The sequence below is a fragment of the Oceanicaulis sp. MMSF_3324 genome (assembly GCF_030733545.1).
Classification (GTDB): Bacteria; Pseudomonadota; Alphaproteobacteria; order Caulobacterales; family Maricaulaceae; genus Oceanicaulis.
Genome location: NZ_JASHIU010000001.1, coordinates 350,121 through 364,808 on the forward strand (window position 1 = coordinate 350,121; position 14,688 = coordinate 364,808).

At 63.6% G+C, this 14,688-nt stretch carries 15 protein-coding genes and 1 pseudogene; 8 read left to right on the forward strand and 8 right to left on the reverse strand.

Features of this window, described 5'->3' with window-relative positions; genetic code table 11:
* Positions 1 to 194: 194 nt before the first annotated feature.
* On the reverse strand, positions 195 to 746 hold the full coding sequence (locus tag RBA95_RS01690; RefSeq protein WP_306015053.1) for a peroxiredoxin: 552 nt from the start codon (positions 744 to 746) through the stop codon (positions 195 to 197).
* A 361-nt stretch (positions 747 to 1,107) separates the two neighbouring features.
* Between RBA95_RS01690 and katG the strand changes: the two genes are divergently transcribed.
* Complete coding sequence (katG, locus tag RBA95_RS01695) at positions 1,108 to 3,282, forward strand: catalase/peroxidase HPI (protein ID WP_306015054.1); 2,175 nt, start codon at positions 1,108 to 1,110, stop codon at positions 3,280 to 3,282.
* 69 nt (positions 3,283 to 3,351) lie between these two features.
* Entirely contained in the window at positions 3,352 to 4,266 is a 915-nt protein-coding gene (locus tag RBA95_RS01700) for a hydrogen peroxide-inducible genes activator (RefSeq protein WP_306015056.1), read from the forward strand.
* 60 nt (positions 4,267 to 4,326) lie between these two features.
* Here the strand turns inward: RBA95_RS01700 and fabB are convergent, their stop codons facing one another.
* From fabB to RBA95_RS01715, 3 genes are all read right to left on the reverse strand, one after another.
* Positions 4,327 to 5,541 carry a beta-ketoacyl-ACP synthase I gene (fabB, locus tag RBA95_RS01705; RefSeq protein WP_306015057.1) on the reverse strand — a complete coding sequence of 405 codons (1,215 nt, stop codon included), beginning with the start codon at positions 5,539 to 5,541 and terminating at the stop codon, positions 4,327 to 4,329.
* Positions 5,538 to 6,074: a 3-hydroxyacyl-[acyl-carrier-protein] dehydratase FabA gene (fabA, locus tag RBA95_RS01710; RefSeq protein WP_306015059.1), complete on the reverse strand. Its 537-nt coding sequence runs from the start codon at positions 6,072 to 6,074 to the stop codon at positions 5,538 to 5,540. Before fabA ends, fabB begins: the two co-directional genes overlap by 4 nt.
* Positions 6,075 to 6,188: 114 nt before the next feature.
* On the reverse strand, positions 6,189 to 6,779 hold the full coding sequence (locus tag RBA95_RS01715; RefSeq protein WP_306015060.1) for an SH3 domain-containing protein: 591 nt from the start codon (positions 6,777 to 6,779) through the stop codon (positions 6,189 to 6,191).
* A 140-nt stretch (positions 6,780 to 6,919) separates the two neighbouring features.
* On the opposite strand from RBA95_RS01715, the gene RBA95_RS01720 reads away from it, so the two are divergent.
* Together RBA95_RS01720 and RBA95_RS01725 are read left to right on the forward strand one after the other, a co-directional pair.
* Positions 6,920 to 7,819 carry an MBL fold metallo-hydrolase gene (locus RBA95_RS01720; RefSeq protein WP_306015061.1) on the forward strand — a complete coding sequence of 300 codons (900 nt, stop codon included), beginning with the start codon at positions 6,920 to 6,922 and terminating at the stop codon, positions 7,817 to 7,819.
* Positions 7,806 to 8,045, forward strand: coding sequence for a hypothetical protein (locus RBA95_RS01725; RefSeq protein ID WP_306015062.1), 240 nt, complete (start codon positions 7,806 to 7,808; stop codon positions 8,043 to 8,045). The genes RBA95_RS01720 and RBA95_RS01725 overlap by 14 nt, the downstream gene beginning before the upstream one ends.
* Before the next feature lie 240 nt (positions 8,046 to 8,285).
* On the opposite strand, the gene RBA95_RS01730 is transcribed toward RBA95_RS01725, so the two are convergent.
* On the reverse strand, positions 8,286 to 9,062 hold the full coding sequence (locus RBA95_RS01730; protein ID WP_306015064.1) for a molybdopterin-synthase adenylyltransferase MoeB: 777 nt from the start codon (positions 9,060 to 9,062) through the stop codon (positions 8,286 to 8,288).
* A 108-nt stretch (positions 9,063 to 9,170) separates the two neighbouring features.
* On the opposite strand from RBA95_RS01730, the gene RBA95_RS01735 reads away from it, so the two are divergent.
* The 4 genes from RBA95_RS01735 (at position 9,171) to RBA95_RS01750 (ending at position 12,379) form a co-directional block, all read left to right on the forward strand.
* On the forward strand, positions 9,171 to 9,590 hold the full coding sequence (locus tag RBA95_RS01735) for a hypothetical protein (protein ID WP_306015065.1): 420 nt from the start codon (positions 9,171 to 9,173) through the stop codon (positions 9,588 to 9,590).
* A gap of 82 nt (positions 9,591 to 9,672) precedes the next feature.
* The gene (locus RBA95_RS01740; protein ID WP_306015066.1) at positions 9,673 to 10,203 is read left to right on the forward strand and encodes a hypothetical protein; all 531 of its coding nucleotides are present in this window, start codon (positions 9,673 to 9,675) and stop codon (positions 10,201 to 10,203) included.
* A 65-nt stretch (positions 10,204 to 10,268) separates the two neighbouring features.
* Positions 10,269 to 11,573 (forward strand): ATP-dependent RecD-like DNA helicase, encoded by a 1,305-nt coding sequence (locus RBA95_RS01745; RefSeq protein WP_306015067.1) that lies wholly within the window; start codon positions 10,269 to 10,271, stop codon positions 11,571 to 11,573.
* A complete protein-coding gene (locus RBA95_RS01750; RefSeq protein WP_306015068.1) occupies positions 11,570 to 12,379 on the forward strand; it encodes a PIN domain-containing protein in 810 nt (269 codons plus the stop codon). Before RBA95_RS01745 ends, RBA95_RS01750 begins: the two co-directional genes overlap by 4 nt.
* On the opposite strand, the gene dut is transcribed toward RBA95_RS01750, so the two are convergent.
* The 3 genes and pseudogenes from dut to coaBC form a co-directional block, all read right to left on the reverse strand.
* On the reverse strand, positions 12,376 to 12,822 hold the full coding sequence (dut, locus tag RBA95_RS01755; protein WP_306015069.1) for a dUTP diphosphatase: 447 nt from the start codon (positions 12,820 to 12,822) through the stop codon (positions 12,376 to 12,378). The genes RBA95_RS01750 and dut overlap by 4 nt on opposite strands.
* Positions 12,823 to 12,882: 60 nt before the next feature.
* Positions 12,883 to 13,377, reverse strand: coding sequence for a hypothetical protein (locus tag RBA95_RS01760; RefSeq protein ID WP_306015070.1), 495 nt, complete (start codon positions 13,375 to 13,377; stop codon positions 12,883 to 12,885).
* Positions 13,378 to 13,450: 73 nt separating this feature from the next.
* Positions 13,451 to 14,622 (reverse strand): annotated as a pseudogene (gene coaBC / locus RBA95_RS14505) (bifunctional phosphopantothenoylcysteine decarboxylase/phosphopantothenate--cysteine ligase CoaBC).
* Between the last annotated feature and the right edge of the window lie 66 nt (positions 14,623 to 14,688).

The window sequence follows — 14,688 nt, forward strand, 5'->3', positions numbered from 1 at the left end:
GTCCTTTCATGTTCTGTATCAGGTTTGGACCGGCCGTCCGGCAGGGCAGGAACGCCCGTCACCTGAAGGGGGGATAGGATCGGGCGGGGGACATTGGGCGGCCGGTCCGGCTACGCTCATGGCGCGCCATGAACGTAGCGGGGCTGGTCGCCGTCGGACGGCTCTCGTGTGAGAGCCGTCCTTCAGCAAGACGTTTACGCTGCGAGCGTGTCGCCGCCAGCCTGGCGGTTGCACGGGCAGAGTTCGTCGGTCTGCAGGGCGTCCAGAACACGCAGGGTGTCTTCCGGGTTGCGGCCCACATTGAGGTTGGTCGCATAGACGTGCTGGATGACGCCATCCGGGTCCACGATATAGGTGTAGCGGTAGGCGACGCCTTCGGGGGAACGCACGCCCAGGCCGTCAACGAGGGAACCGGTGGTGTCAGCGAACTGCCACTGGTTCAGGCCGTTCAAATCCGGGTGCTCGCGACGCCAGGCCAGCTTGCAGAATTCATTGTCCACGGAGCCGGTCATGACGACGGCGTCGCGGTCTGCAAATTCATCTTCAAGATTGGCGAACGCGACGATTTCGGTCGGGCAGACGAAGGTGAAATCTTTCGGATAGAAAGCGATGACTTTCCACTTGCCCGAGAAGGAATCCTGAGTGATCGGCTCGAAAGCGGACTCACCGTTTTCTTCGTGCTGATTGAACTTCGGCTTGACGCCCATGACTTCGAATTCAGGGATCTTATCACCAATACCCAGCATGTGTGTCTCTCCTGGCAGGTTTGAAATTGTTCACGCGAGGGCGGTTGTTGAGGGCCGCCCTTCGACACTCTTGGATATGAACCCCGGCTATTGATAAATCCAATGGATTGTTCCTGTCGCTCCCATAGGATTTATCAATAAAAGGCCTGCTAGCGATATAATTCAATGAAATCAGTTAGATGCTTTTTGACTTTCGGCATCAATCCGACTGCAGGGCGTATGTGATCCGGCCTCGAAGAGGCATGGAGGCACTATATTGGGAAAAACTATAGGGTCCCGTGATTAAATCGATTTGATAAATGCATGGGCCTCACGTCATTCTGGGCGCAATCTAGACGTTCTGATCCAGGAGGACATGACCATGGACGGACACGATATGAAATCTGCAGGCGGTTGCCCGTTCCACCACGGTGGCAATACCGCGATGGACAAGCCGGTCACCCAATGGTGGCCCAATGCGCTCAATCTCGACATTCTGCACCAGCGCGGCGCCCGCACCAATCCGATGGACCCCGACTTCGATTACAAGGAAGCGGTGAAGAGCCTCGACTTTGAGGCCGTCAAGGCCGACGTCAAAGCGCTGCTCCATGACAGCCAGGACTGGTGGCCGGCGGACTGGGGCCATTATGGCGGCCTGATGATCCGTCTGGCCTGGCACTCGGCCGGCTCCTACCGTCTCGCAGACGGTCGGGGCGGTGGCGGATCGGGCAATATCCGGTTCGCGCCGCTCAATTCCTGGCCGGACAATGCGAGCCTGGACAAGGCGCGCCGCCTGTTGTGGCCCGTGAAAAAGAAATACGGCAACAAGCTCTCTTGGGCCGACCTCATCATCCTGTCGGGCACTGTGGCCTATGAGGATATGGGGCTTGAGACCTTCGGCTTCGGCTTTGGCCGCGAGGACATCTGGGGCCCGGAGACGGATGTCTATTGGGGCTCGGAAGCGGAATGGCTGGCCAAGTCCGAAGAGCGCTATGGCGATCTTGAAGATGCGTCCTCGCTCGAGAACCCGCTGGCCGCCACCCATATGGGCCTGATCTACGTCAATCCCGAAGGCGTGAACGGCCAGCCCGACCCGCTCAAGACCGCCGCCATGGTGCGTGAAACCTTCAAGCGCATGGCGATGAATGACGAGGAAACCGCAGCCCTGACCTGTGGCGGCCACACTGTCGGCAAGGCGCACGGTCGCGGCGCGGTGGACAAGATCGGCGCGGAGCCGGAAGGCTGCAGCGTGGAATCCCAGGGCTTCGGCTGGGCGAATGAAGGCCATCAGGGCAAGGCGTCCAACGCCTTCACCTCCGGCATTGAAGGCGCCTGGACCCAGCATCCCACCCAGTGGGACATGGGCTATTTCGACTATCTGTTCGGGTATGAGTGGGAGCTCAAGAAGTCGCCCGCCGGCGCCTGGCAGTGGGAACCGGTCGACATGCCCGAGGATGTCAAACCGGTCGACGCGTCAGACCCGTCCATTCGCCACAATCCCATCATGACCGATGCGGACATGGCGATGAAGATGGACCCGACCTACAACGCGATCTTGCAGAAATTCCGCAAGGACCCGGAGTATTTCGCCGATACGTTCGCGCGGGCCTGGTTCAAGCTGACCCACCGCGACATGGGTCCGAAGGACAATTATGTCGGCCCGTTCGTCCCGGATGAGGACCTGATCTGGCAAGACCCCATTCCGGCTGGTCCGACGGGTTATGACGTTGATGCGGTCAAGGCGGCGATCCGGGCCAGTGATCTGACCCCCGCCGAGCTGATCGCCACGGCGTGGGACAGCGCTCGCACCTTCCGCGGTTCGGACAAGCGTGGCGGCGCCAATGGCGCGCGCATCCGTCTGGCGCCGCAGAAGGACTGGGAGGGCAATGAACCGCTGCGTCTGCACCGGGTGCTGACCGTGCTCGAGCCGATTGCCGAGGAAACCGGCGCATCGGTTGCGGACGCCATCGTGCTGGGTGGCGTTGTGGGTCTGGAAGACGCCATCGCCAAGGCCGGGTTTGACGTGGCCGTCCCGTTCGCGCCGGGCCGCGGCGACGCCACGGCCGAACAGACCGATGCGGAGTCGTTTGAACCGCTTGAGCCGTTGGCAGACGGTTTCCGGAACTGGATGAAGGACCGGTATGCCGTCAGCGCCGAGGAAATGATGCTCGACCGCGCCCAGCTTCTGGGCCTGACCGCGCATGAAATGACGGTTCTGGTGGGCGGCCTGCGGGTGCTGGGCGTCAATCACAACGGCTCGTCCCTGGGCGTGTTCACGGACCGGGTCGGGGCGCTGACGACGGATTTCTTCGTCAACCTGACCGACATGGATCTGAGCTGGCATCCGGCGGAAGACGGCCTCTATGAGGTGCGCAACCGCAAGACCGGCGAAGTGAAGTGGGGCGCGACCAGTGCGGACCTGGTGTTCGGCTCGAACTCCATCCTGCGCGCCTATGCCGAGGTCTACGCCCAGGACGACAACAAGGAGAAGTTCGTCAAGGACTTCATCGCCGCCTGGACGAAGGTCATGAACAATGACCGCTTTGATCTGAACTAGATCCCAGTTGGAGCGCTCCCGCCGAGGGGGCGCTCCTGCCTTTTCCGAACAAGCCGATCAGGATGCCGAATGAGCAGTCACCTGCCCACGCTTCGACAACTCACCTTCCTTCTGGCGCTCGCCGAGCACGGGTCATTCTCCCGCGCGGCTGAAGCCGCCCATGTCACCCAGCCCACCCTGTCCGCCGGCATCAAGGAGCTCGAGACGATTCTCGGCGCGACCCTGGTCGAACGCGGCGCCCGCGGCGCGGCCCTGACGCCGGCGGGCGAAGCGGCGGTGTCGCGCGCACGTATCGTGCTGACCGAAGCCGAAGACCTCGTGCATGTGGCGCGTGCGGCGGGCGAACCCCTGTCAGGGCCTTTCCGGCTGGGGGTCATCCCCACTATCGCGCCTTTCCTTCTGCCCAAGGCCCTGCCCAGCCTGCGCGAGCATTATCCCAAGCTGGAGCTGTTCCTGCGGGAGGATCTGACACATCGTCTGGTGGACGCGCTGAAGGATCGCCGCCTGGATGCGGCGCTGATCGCCCTGCCCTATGACGCGCCGGGTATCGAAACCACTGGCCTGCTGGAAGACGAATTCCTGTTCGCTGCGTCGCCGGACCACCCGCTGGCCCAGGCCGAAACGCTGAGCCCGGACATGCTGGCTGATGAACCGCTGCTGCTGCTGGAGGACGGGCATTGCCTGCGCGATCACGCTTTGGCGGTGTGCTCGGCCAGCCGGCCGGACACTCAGGATGCGCGCTCGGATTTCGCCGCCACATCGCTGCACACCCTGGTGCAAATGGTGAAATCGGGCCTGGGCGCGACCCTGCTTCCCAAGCTCGCCATCGATGCGGGTCTCGCCGACCGGCTTGATCTCGCCATCCGGCCCTTCGACCCGCCGGTCGCGGGCCGCGAAATCGGTGTCGCCTGGCGCAAGGGCAGCGCCCGCGAGCACGAGGCGCGCATGCTGGCCGATGCCGTGCGCGAAGCGCTGAAGGGATAAAAAGATACAAAAAACCCCGGCCCTTTGAGCCGGGGTTTTCGTTCGGCGCTGGGTGCGTCCCTAGTCGGGGCGACCCAGAATGATGGTGCCGTTGGTGCCGCCAAATCCGAAGGAGTTCGACAGCACGGTGTTGAGCTCGGCCTGTTTCGTCTCGGTGACGATGGGCAGGTCCGCCAACTCGGAATCCATTTCGGCGATGTTGATGGAGGGGGCGATGAAGCCCTCTTTCATCATCAGCAGTGAGTAGATCGCTTCCTGGACGCCGGCGGCGCCCAGCGAGTGGCCGGTCATGGACTTGGTTGCGGACAGGGCCGGGACATCCTTGCCGAACACGGCGCGCAGGCCCTCCGCCTCCTTCACATCGCCCACAGGCGTGGATGTGGCGTGCGGGTTGAGATAGTCGATCTTGCGGCCCTTGGCTTCTTTCAGCGCCAATTGCATGCAACGCGCCGCGCCTTCGCCCGACGGCTGGACCATGTCATGGCCATCGGAGGTGGCGCCATAGCCGAGCACTTCGGCATAGATGGTCGCGCCGCGCGCCTTCGCCCGCTCATACTCTTCGAGCACGACAATGCCGGCGCCGCCGGCGATGACGAAGCCGTCGCGATCCTTGTCAAAGGCGCGTGAGGCCACAGCCGGCGTGTCGTTATAGTTCGAGCTCATGGCGCCCATGGCGTCAAACAGGTTCGAGAGCGCCCAGTGCAGCTCTTCGCCGCCGCCGGCGAACATCACGTCCTGCTTGCCCCACTGGATCTGCTCGGCGGCGGCGCCCATGCAGTGCAGGGAGGTCGTGCAGGCCGAGCTGATCGAATAATTCAGGCCCTTGATCTTGAACGGCGTCGCCAGCGTCGCCGAGCCGGTCGAGGCCATGGCCTTGGGCACGGCGAACGGGCCGATGCGCTTGGGGCCTTTCTCGCGGGTGATGTCGGCGGCCTTGACGATGGCTTCCACCGACGGTCCGCCCGTACCCACGATCAGGCCGGTGCGTTCATTGGACACATCGCCCGGCTCGAGCCCGGCGTCCGCAATGGCCTGTTCCATGGACATGTAGGCCCAGCCAGCGCCTTCACCCATGAAGCGATAGGCGCGCTTGTCCACATGCTCAGCCGGATTGGCGTTCGGCCGGGCGTGCACCTGACACTTGAAGCCCAGTTCCGCATATTCGGGCGCAGCCACGACGCCGGACTTGCCCGCTTTCAGGCTGGCCGCGACTTCCTGGGCGTTGTCGCCAATGGATGAAACGATGCCGATACCGGTTACGACGACACGCCTCATGCTTGTCCTCCGCCATTGTTGATCTCTTCGGGCCGGAACAGACCCACCCGCATATCCTTGGCGGTGTAGATGGTCTTCCCGTCTGCTTCTACGTGACCATCAGCAATGCCGAGCACAAGGCGACGATTGATCACACGCTTGAGATCAATGACATAGCGAACCTGTTTGACGCTGGGCGGGACCTGACCGGTGAATTTCACCTCGCCCACGCCCAGGGCGCGGCCCTTGCCGGGCGCGCCGGTCCAGCCCAGGAAAAAGCCCACCAGCTGCCACATGGCGTCCAGGCCCAGACAGCCGGGCATCACCGGGTCGCCCTGGAAGTGGCAGTCGAAAAACCACAGATCGGGTTTGACATCGAGTTCGGCGACCAGAAGGCCCTTGCCGTGCGCCCCGCCATCGGCGGTGATTTCGGTGATGCGATCAAACATCAACATCGGGGGCAGCGGCAGCTGGGCATTGCCCTCGCCAAAGAGTTCGCCTTTGCCGCAGGCGATCAGGTCATCGTAATCGTAGCTGTTTTTTTGGTCTGTCATGGGGTCCGTCGAGCCGGTCCGGCGAGGGTGCGCCGGGTTCGGGAGTTGCGGCGAACGCGCCAGCGCCAAACGGGGTTCGCTCGGCGCCAGGCTCTCATCCTGGTTTCAGATCCGTCAGTCGGTCGGGGCGGAACCGGGTTGGTCCGCGGCCAACACGTCTGGCTCAGACGCAGAGCGGTAGCATGACGTTTGCCCCCCCTCAAGCGCGAGGCTCGGCTGGGTTTCTTCGCGATAGACGCCCCAGAAGGCGTCAGCGCGGGCCCAGCCGCGCCGATCTTCCGCTTCCAGACGGCACCAGCCGGCCCGGCAGCGTTCCAGCCAGAGCACGGCGCCCACCTGTACATCCGCAATCAGGGATGCCTCGACATCCGGCCGCGCATGCAGCTGTGTCGCTTCGCGAGCCCAGACGGCGCGGCGACCGGTCAGCGTGCGGCGATGCATCCAGACTTCCTCGCCGTCGGGATCGCGCACGCGGCGCCAGTCCGGTGTTTCGGCGACGATCTCCACCGGCAAGCCCTTGCGCTGATACAGCCAGGCGACCGGATGCGTGAAGGAGGGGCCGGCGCGTCCCCGGGTTTCATTGAATTTGAGCGAGACAAAGCGCGGCACGGGCAGGCCCGAGAAGGTGTCGCAGGTTTGCGCGCTTGCCGTGTACGGCGCCAGCAGGCCGCTCAGGAGCAAGATCAGGGCAAACAGCTTGGGCATGAGGTCGTGACATCCCGGTCAGAGTGACTTTGCGGGCAAGGGTGACCGGGCATGATTAATAATGTTTTTCGCCGGGGGCTGGATAAGCGGGTCGCCTGCACCCATCTTGCGCCCAGATCACAGCTCTTGAGGAGACCGTCATGATCCGCACCGCGCTTTTCGCCAGCCTGGCCCTGACCGCCACGGCGCAGGCCCAGAACGACAACCAGGTCTATGTGGAAACCACCGATCTGGGGTCTGGCCTGTACATGCTCGCCACCAACCAGGCTGGCAATGTGGGCGTCAGCGTCGGTGAAGACGGGGTGTTCATGATCGACACCCAGATGGAACGGTTCGCCGAAGCGATCGACCAGGCTCAGCGGGACGTGTCCGGCGACCGGGCCGTGGATCTGGTGCTCAACACGCACCTGCATGGCGACCATGTGCTCGGCAATGCCTATTTCGCCGAGCAGGGCGCGACGATCATCGCCCATCCCAGCGTGCGCGAGGCGCTGATGAACCCGGTGACCTCCCAGCTGACCGGCTCCACGCCGGAGCCGCTCTCGGGCGGATACCTGCCCACAGTGGGCGTCACCCATGGCGATGTGGTCACCCTGAACGGGCTGACCGCGCGGCTTCACCACACCCCGGACGCGCACACCAATGGGGACATCTTCGTCGTCTTCGAAGAGGCGAATGTCATCCATGCGGGCGATTTGCTGTTCTCGGGCTGGTTCCCCTATATCGATCTCGACAATGGCGGCACGGTGGACGGCTATATCGCCGGCATGCAGGCCATCGTCGATGAGGCGGACGCGGACACCCAGATCATCGCCGGCCACGGCCCGCTGTCGACCGAGGCCGATCTGGAAGCGAGCATCGCCATGCTGACCGAAGCGAAGGCGCGGGTTCAGGCCCTGGTCGATCAGGGCATGAATTTGCAGCAGGTTCAGGACTCTGAACCGCTGGCGGACTTCCATGACGACTGGAATTGGGCTTTCATCACCACCGAACGCATGGTCTGGACGCTGTATCGGGATATCACTGGTGAAACCGAGTAAATCGAAAACGGTCTGGATGCCGGAGCCGCGCATCCTGACGCTTATCGGGATGATTGCGCTGGTGATGGGGCTGGTCTTCTCGGCCCTGCTCACCAGCTGGGTCTATGGCGCGGCCGTGGGTCTGGTGTTTGCGGGCGGCATCTACCTGTTTGTCGTCGTGAACGCCCGCCGGGCCGCCAAGACCTTGACCCAGAACCATCACGGCAAGCATCGCGGTCGGATCTGACGCTTGCCGTTCTGGCCGGGTTCGGGGTAGGGAAGGGACAAATTGTCTCAGGTCCCTGACTGATGTTTCCCAACCTCGCCACCCATCCGCGTCGCCGCGCCGATCTGACCCTTCTGTCTTTCATGTTGTTGGGGCTGGCGGTTGCGATTGTTGTCGGCGTGCTGGGACGTAGCGCCGTTCTCGCGGTTGTGCTCGGCCTAGCGCCGGGCCTGTTGCTGGGCGGCATCGCCTGGTTCCGGATCAGACGCGGCGGGTGCGGGGGGTGCCAGTTCTGTCCGATGCGCAAGCCGGGCAGCTGCGGGATGCCGGCAGACTGACCGTCCGCATCCGGCCCGACAATCCGTCATAAAGCCCGATCCGACCCAGCAAGGGCTCGCCGGCGCCGGAAATCAGCTTGATCGCTTCCATCGCCATCATCGACCCGATGACGCCTGTCAGAGCGCCGACAACGCCCATCACCGCACAGTCTTCCGCATCCGGCGGTATCTCCGGCACCCAGCATTGATAGCAGGGCGCATCATCCTTGAGATGCGGGGCGAAGACGCCGATTTGCCCGTCCCAGCGCCCAACGGCGCCGGAAACCAGCGGGATGCGCGCGTCCAGCGCGGCGCGGTTCACCGCGAAGCGCGTCTCGAAATCATCACAGCCATCCAGCACCAGATCGCTGTCGGCCAGCAGGCCGGGCAGCGTCTCCTGGGTGGCTTTCACGCTGACAGGATCGATGTCGATGCCCGGGTCCAGCGCTGTCAGCGCGTCTTTCGCCCGCTCGACCTTGCTGGCGTCCACATCTTCGGTGCGAAACAGGATCTGGCGTTGCAGATTGCTCAGGGAGACCGTGTCGGGATCCACGATCCGCAACTGGCCCACGCCGGCGGCCGCCAGATACAAGAGCGCCGGGGCGCCCAGCCCGCCCGCGCCGATCACGGTGATGCGGGCGCGTGAGAGCTTTTGCTGGCCCGGACCGCCCAGCTCCTTGAGCACGATGTGTCGCGCATGTCGTTTGACGTCCACGGCCATGTCGGTCAGACCTGATGCATGCTGGGGCGAACGGACGGTGTCTGCTCAGCCTGTGTTCATGAAGGCGAGTGTAGCTCAGAGTGAACCGCCAGCCATGGGGATGCACAGATGAAATACCAGATCGCCGCCGCTCTTGCCCTGTTGGTGGCCGCTTGCGCCACTTCGGAAGGCTATCGCCAGCATATGAGCCAGCTGGTCGGTCGCACCCAGGATGTGGTGCTGGTCGAGTTCGGTTCGCCCGATCGCGTGGATGAGCTCAGTGATGGCGGCGAGGTGTGGAGCTATATGCGCGAGGAACAGCGCGTCATACCCGGCGGTTATCGCACCATCCCCAACGAGCGCCGCGTTACCTATGTGGATTCCAATGGCGAGCGTCATACCCGGATCGAGCGCTATGACGAGACGGTCTATGAGCCCGATGAAACGCGCTGGGTGCAGTGCGAGACCCGGTTCGTCATCGACCCGTCCGGCGTTGTGCGTGATTTCCGCTTCGTGGGCGATGGCTGCGTGGCTGAAGAGTTGTACTGACCGGCGCAGGCCCTCTCGAGTTCCTTTCAAAACTTGCATGAGCTGAACTGGCACGCATACTTTCTCCGTGGAGGAGAAGGTCATGATGAAACTTGCAGTCTGTGTCGCCGCAGCAATGCTTGCGTCCTCAGCCGCTCACGCGGAACGCCCCTATCTGCCGAACAGTTTTGAAGGCGCTCCCGTTGAGGCCATGATCGACGCATACGGTCAGCCCGCCTATCAGACACTGTCTCGTGATGGGCGTGACGTTGTGGTTTTCGAGCTTGTTTCGTCTGAAACGCGTTCATCTCTCGCCCGAGCGAATGGACAAGCGCCCTCACGTCGAGATCTGGCGTTTTTCCGGGACGTTACGGCCGCAAGCGGGCATCTTGGCGCTTACACTCCATTTAGCCGGCGTCCTGACACTCCTGAATTGCGCCGTCAGGCTTTTCTTCAGAGCGTCAATGTTGAGCCGGAGCATGCCTATGCCCTGGGCAGCAATGATCTGGACCGGGCGCGTCGCCATCGCCCGATCCTGATCGAGTGCCAGGTGGGCGCGACGCTTGATGAGTCCGGGCGTGTCAGTGAAGTTCATGTGAGCGATAACGCCTGCAGCACGCTCAATCTGCGCTGAACCCGCTCTCTGGCGGCTGAGCGCGAAACAGGCCAAGGTCGGGCTCTCTCAAAGGAGCCCTGACCGTGCTGACCCCTCGCCCCGGAATTACGCTTTCTCCTGACCAGCAGGCCGTGGTCGATTACGCCATCAATGGCGGCTCGCACCTGTTCCTGACGGGGCGGGCGGGGACAGGCAAGACCACGGTCACGCGCGCCATTCTTCAAAGGCTGGGGCCCCAAGCCGCCGTCGTCGCGCCGACCGGCGTTGCGGCCATGAATGCCGGCGGTCAGACCCTGCACAGCTTCTTCCGCCTGCCGCCACGCCTGATCACGCCGGGCGATATCCGCCGTTTGCGCAATGCACGCACGGTGAAGGCGTTGACCACCCTGGTGATCGACGAGATCTCCATGGTCCGCTCGGACATGATGCAGGCGGTGGATTTCTCCTTGCGGCTCAACCGCGACAGCAATGAACCGTTTGGCGGCGTGCGCATCATCCTGGTGGGCGATCTGGCGCAGCTGCCGCCCATCGCCCAGGGCGAGGAGGGGATGTTCCTTGAAGAGACCTATGGCGGTCCCTTCTTCTTTCATGCCCCGGCCTTCCGCGACGCCGGTTTCACCATGGTCGAGCTGACCGAGGTGCACCGTCAGGCTGATCCCGAATTCGTCGAAGTGCTCAACGCCGTGCGCGATGGCGAGCTGACCGATGATCTGGCGGACATCCTCAACGCGCGTGTCACGGGCCGGATCGGGCTTGAAGCGTCGGGCACCCATGTGGTGCTGACCCCCACCAACCAGGCCGCCTCCGCGATCAATCAGGCGCGCCTTGAAGGCTTGCGGGGCGAACCGCGCGGCTTTTCGGGCAAGGTCGAGGGCGAGTTCGATCCGCGGCTCTTCCCCACGGACGACCCGCTCGTTCTGAAGGTCGGGGCGCGGGTGATGATGATCCGCAATGATCCCGGCGGACGCTATGTGAACGGTTCCATCGGCGAGGTTCTGGGCTTTTCCTCTGATGGCGTGAAAGTGCATGTGAACGATCAGGTCGTCACCATCGAACCGGTGAGCTGGGAACGCATCCGCTATGCCGCGGACGGCCAGTCCAGCAAGCTCAAGCGCGAGACCATCGGCTCCTATGTGCAGTATCCGCTCCGGCTGGCCTGGGCGATGACCATTCACAAGGCGCAGGGCCTGACGCTGGACAAGGTCTATCTGGATGTGTCCCGGCGCTTTTTCGCCCACGGTCAGGCGTATGTGGCGCTTTCGCGCGCCCGCTCGCTTGAAGGGCTGGAATTGTCGCGCGCGCTCAAGCCGACCGATATCATCACCGACCAGCGCCTGTTTGATGTGAAGGCGTTCTGCGACCCTGCGCCCTTGGGGATTGGCGGATGACCCCTCAAGAGGCTCAAGCCGCGCTGGGGGTCGACGCCTGGGGCCTGAACCAGCTGGTTGCGCAGGGTGAATTCGCCGATGCGCTGGACGAGCGCAGCGTGAAACGCCTGGCCGAGCAACGCCGGCGCGTGCGCGCCCAGGCGCTCAAGGAGCTGGCGCAGATCGACGGCCCGCATCTGGCCCCGTCCAGCTCGGATGCGCCGGTGATCGCTGCCCCTGAAGCGGTTGAATTACCAGACGACTTTGACCGACCGGCCGTCTTTCTGGATGCCTGCGTGCTGGCGGGCGCCGTGCGGCGACACCTGGTGCTGGCGCTGGCGGACGCCGGGTTCTTCTATCCGCGCTGGTCGGACGCGGTCCTGTTCGAGACAGGATACGCCCATGCGCGCATCGTAGATGGCAAGCCCGATCGCGACGGGCCGGGCGAAGCGTCCCGTCTGGTCATGGCGCTCGAACATGCCTGGCCCGAAGCCCTGACCCCGGCGGAGGACGCCATGGCGATCAAGGTGACCGGCAAGCTGCCCGATCCGGACGACGCCCATGTCATGCAGGCCGCCAGCGCCGGTCAGGCGCGGGTGATCCTGACCGAGAACATGAAGGATTTCCCCCGCGCCACGCTCAAGCCGCTGGGCCTATATGCGCGCCCCACAGGTGATTTCATCGCCAGCCGCCTGGGACTGGCGCCGGACGCGGCGCGCGCCGCCTTGTTGACAGCTGCGCACCGTCTCGGGCTCAGCGCGCCTCGTTTTGCGCTGGCCTTGCAGCGGTCCCGGCTGGGTGCGATTGCGAAAAAACTGGGTTTCTAGACGCCGGTCGAACCGAAACCGCCCTGACCGCGTGCGGTTTCATCGAGCGCGTCGACGGGGTTCCAGCTGATCTGGGTGAACTGGCCGATCACCATCTGGGCGATGCGTTCGCCGCGCTGTACGACAAACGGCTCCTTGCCGTGATTGATCAGGTTGACGCGCAGCTCGCCGCGATAGTCGGCGTCCACCGTGCCGGGCGTGTTCACGCACGATATGCCCTTCTTGGCGGCCAGTCCGGAGCGGGGTCGGATCTGGGCTTCATAGCCTTGGGGCAGCGCAATGCAGATGCCGGTCGGGATTAGCTTCCATTCGCCCGGCGCAATGACCACGGGCGCGTCGGCGGGCACGGCGGCGGGCAGGTCGAGGCCAGCCGATCCCGCTGTCTGATAGGCCGGAAGCTCAAGGCCTTCGAAATGTTCCAGCGTTTTGACATTCAGCTTCATGACGCAACCCTTCCCGCCGCTTGAGTGAACGGGAAGGGTTAGCGTCTGAAACAGATGAAGTCAGCTGTCTTGTTCGGCTTGCGCCGTCATGTACGCATCGAGCGCCTGCTCACTTTCGGCGAATCCTTCAAGCGCGCCGATGATGCCGGTGCGTTCTTCGTCATTCAGCCCGCCCTGGGCCATCTGGACACGATATGTCGGCTCGGTCATCTCGCCGTTCTCGTTCTCCATGGCCGGCTGGAAGCCCAGGATCAGCATCTGGGTGTTTTCGCCTTCGCCCTTGGAAATCAGAAGCGGGGTGGCGTGATAGCGCACCAGCTCGAAATCATTCGGACGCGGCACGATGCTGTCGCGTTCACACGCGATGGCGTTGGCGCCGTCCGCCAGCGGCGGCGGGTCCATCAGGCCGTCAAGATCAGCGGCTTCGGTGACCGAATATCCGACCATCGGAACCGGTTCCTGGCCGGAGCCTTCCGGGTAGATGGAATAGCAGTCCGCCTGTGCGGCGGTCGCGCCAAGTCCGGCGAGCGCGAGGGCTGTCAGTACGGTTTTCATGTCAGGTCCTGAGTTTGCTTAACCCGGGCAGCCTAACAAGCGTAAAGGCTGCATATCAAACGCAGTCTGAAGTTCATGAAAGGGCTTGGAAAATACGCTCGGCCAGAGTGCGGGCCAGCGCGGTCTTGGCGGCGCGGGCGAAGTGTTCTTCGCCCTGATCGGTGATCAGCAGGGCGGCGTTTTCCGATCCGCCCATGACATCGCCGGACACGTCATTGGCGACGATCCAGTCACAGCCCTTGCGCGTGCGTTTGGCCCGCGCGTGATCGATCACGTCATGGGTTTCCGCTGCAAACCCCACCACCAGGCGCGGGCGCTGATTAGGAGTGTAGTGGGAGACGGTTTTGAGGATATCAGGGTTTTCGGCCAGCGGCAGGCTCGCCATTGCGCCCTTGTCGAGCTTGAGTTTCCTGTCCGCCGTTTCCGCTGGCCGCCAGTCCGCGACCGCGGCGACGGAGACAAAAACGTCTGCCGGCAGGTGCGCGTTAACGCTCGCCAACATCTCGCGCGCCGTCTCGATACGCACGGTCTGAAGGCCTTTGGGGTCGTTCAGCGCAACAGGGCCCGAGATCAGGACTACCTCGAATCCAAGGTCGCGCAACGCTTCGGCGATGGCGTAGCCTTGCTGGCCCGAGGAGCGATTGGAGAGAAAACGAACCGGATCGATCGGCTCCAGCGTCGGGCCGGCGGTGACTATGGCCTTCATGATTTCAGCGCGGTCTCGATGGCGTCGGCGATGCGCGCGGGTTCGGGCAGGCGGCCCGGACCGAACTCGCCGCAGGCCATTTCGCCCTCATCGGGGTCCATGACGGTGACGCCATGACTGCGCAGGGTCTTCAGATTGGCCTGGGTGGCGGCATGAGTCCACATGCGCACATTCATCGCCGGGGCCATCAGCACAGCCTTGTCGGTGGCCAGAAGCGTGGTGGTGGCGAGATCATCCGCCAGCCCGTTGGCCGCCTTGGCCATCAGATTGGCGGTGGCGGGGCAGACCACCACCAGATCGGCCGAGCGCGACAGCTCGATATGGCCCATCTCGGCTTCGTCGGTCAGCGAGAACAGATCGGAATAGACCTTGTCGGCGGTCAGCGCGCCCACGCTCATGGGCGTGACGAACTGCTGGCCGGCCTCGGTCAGGATGGCGCGCGTCCTGATGGATCGCCGCGCCAGCTCCCGGATGAGTTCAAGCGATTTATAGGCCGCGATGCCGCCGCCAATGATCAGAAGAATGCGTTTATCCGCCATGACATGCCCCGCGGGTGTTTCAACTCAGGCTTAGCGCGAACGGCGCGCCGCGTCACCTGAGGACGG

Bases quoted from the DNA above. Each gene is read 5' to 3' on its own strand.
- RBA95_RS01690 (WP_306015053.1), bottom strand. From the start codon at position 746: ATGCTGGGTATTGGTGATAAGATCCCTGAATTCGAAGTCATGGGCGTC.
- katG (WP_306015054.1), top strand. From the start codon at position 1,108: ATGGACGGACACGATATGAAATCTGCAGGCGGTTGCCCGTTCCACCAC.
- RBA95_RS01700 (WP_306015056.1), top strand. From the start codon at position 3,352: ATGAGCAGTCACCTGCCCACGCTTCGACAACTCACCTTCCTTCTGGCG.
- fabB (WP_306015057.1), bottom strand. From the start codon at position 5,541: ATGAGGCGTGTCGTCGTAACCGGTATCGGCATCGTTTCATCCATTGGC.
- fabA (WP_306015059.1), bottom strand. From the start codon at position 6,074: ATGACAGACCAAAAAAACAGCTACGATTACGATGACCTGATCGCCTGC.
- RBA95_RS01715 (WP_306015060.1), bottom strand. From the start codon at position 6,779: ATGCCCAAGCTGTTTGCCCTGATCTTGCTCCTGAGCGGCCTGCTGGCG.
- RBA95_RS01720 (WP_306015061.1), top strand. From the start codon at position 6,920: ATGATCCGCACCGCGCTTTTCGCCAGCCTGGCCCTGACCGCCACGGCG.
- RBA95_RS01730 (WP_306015064.1), bottom strand. From the start codon at position 9,062: ATGGCCGTGGACGTCAAACGACATGCGCGACACATCGTGCTCAAGGAG.
- RBA95_RS01735 (WP_306015065.1), top strand. From the start codon at position 9,171: ATGAAATACCAGATCGCCGCCGCTCTTGCCCTGTTGGTGGCCGCTTGC.
- RBA95_RS01740 (WP_306015066.1), top strand. From the start codon at position 9,673: ATGATGAAACTTGCAGTCTGTGTCGCCGCAGCAATGCTTGCGTCCTCA.
- RBA95_RS01750 (WP_306015068.1), top strand. From the start codon at position 11,570: ATGACCCCTCAAGAGGCTCAAGCCGCGCTGGGGGTCGACGCCTGGGGC.
- dut (WP_306015069.1), bottom strand. From the start codon at position 12,822: ATGAAGCTGAATGTCAAAACGCTGGAACATTTCGAAGGCCTTGAGCTT.
- RBA95_RS01760 (WP_306015070.1), bottom strand. From the start codon at position 13,377: ATGAAAACCGTACTGACAGCCCTCGCGCTCGCCGGACTTGGCGCGACC.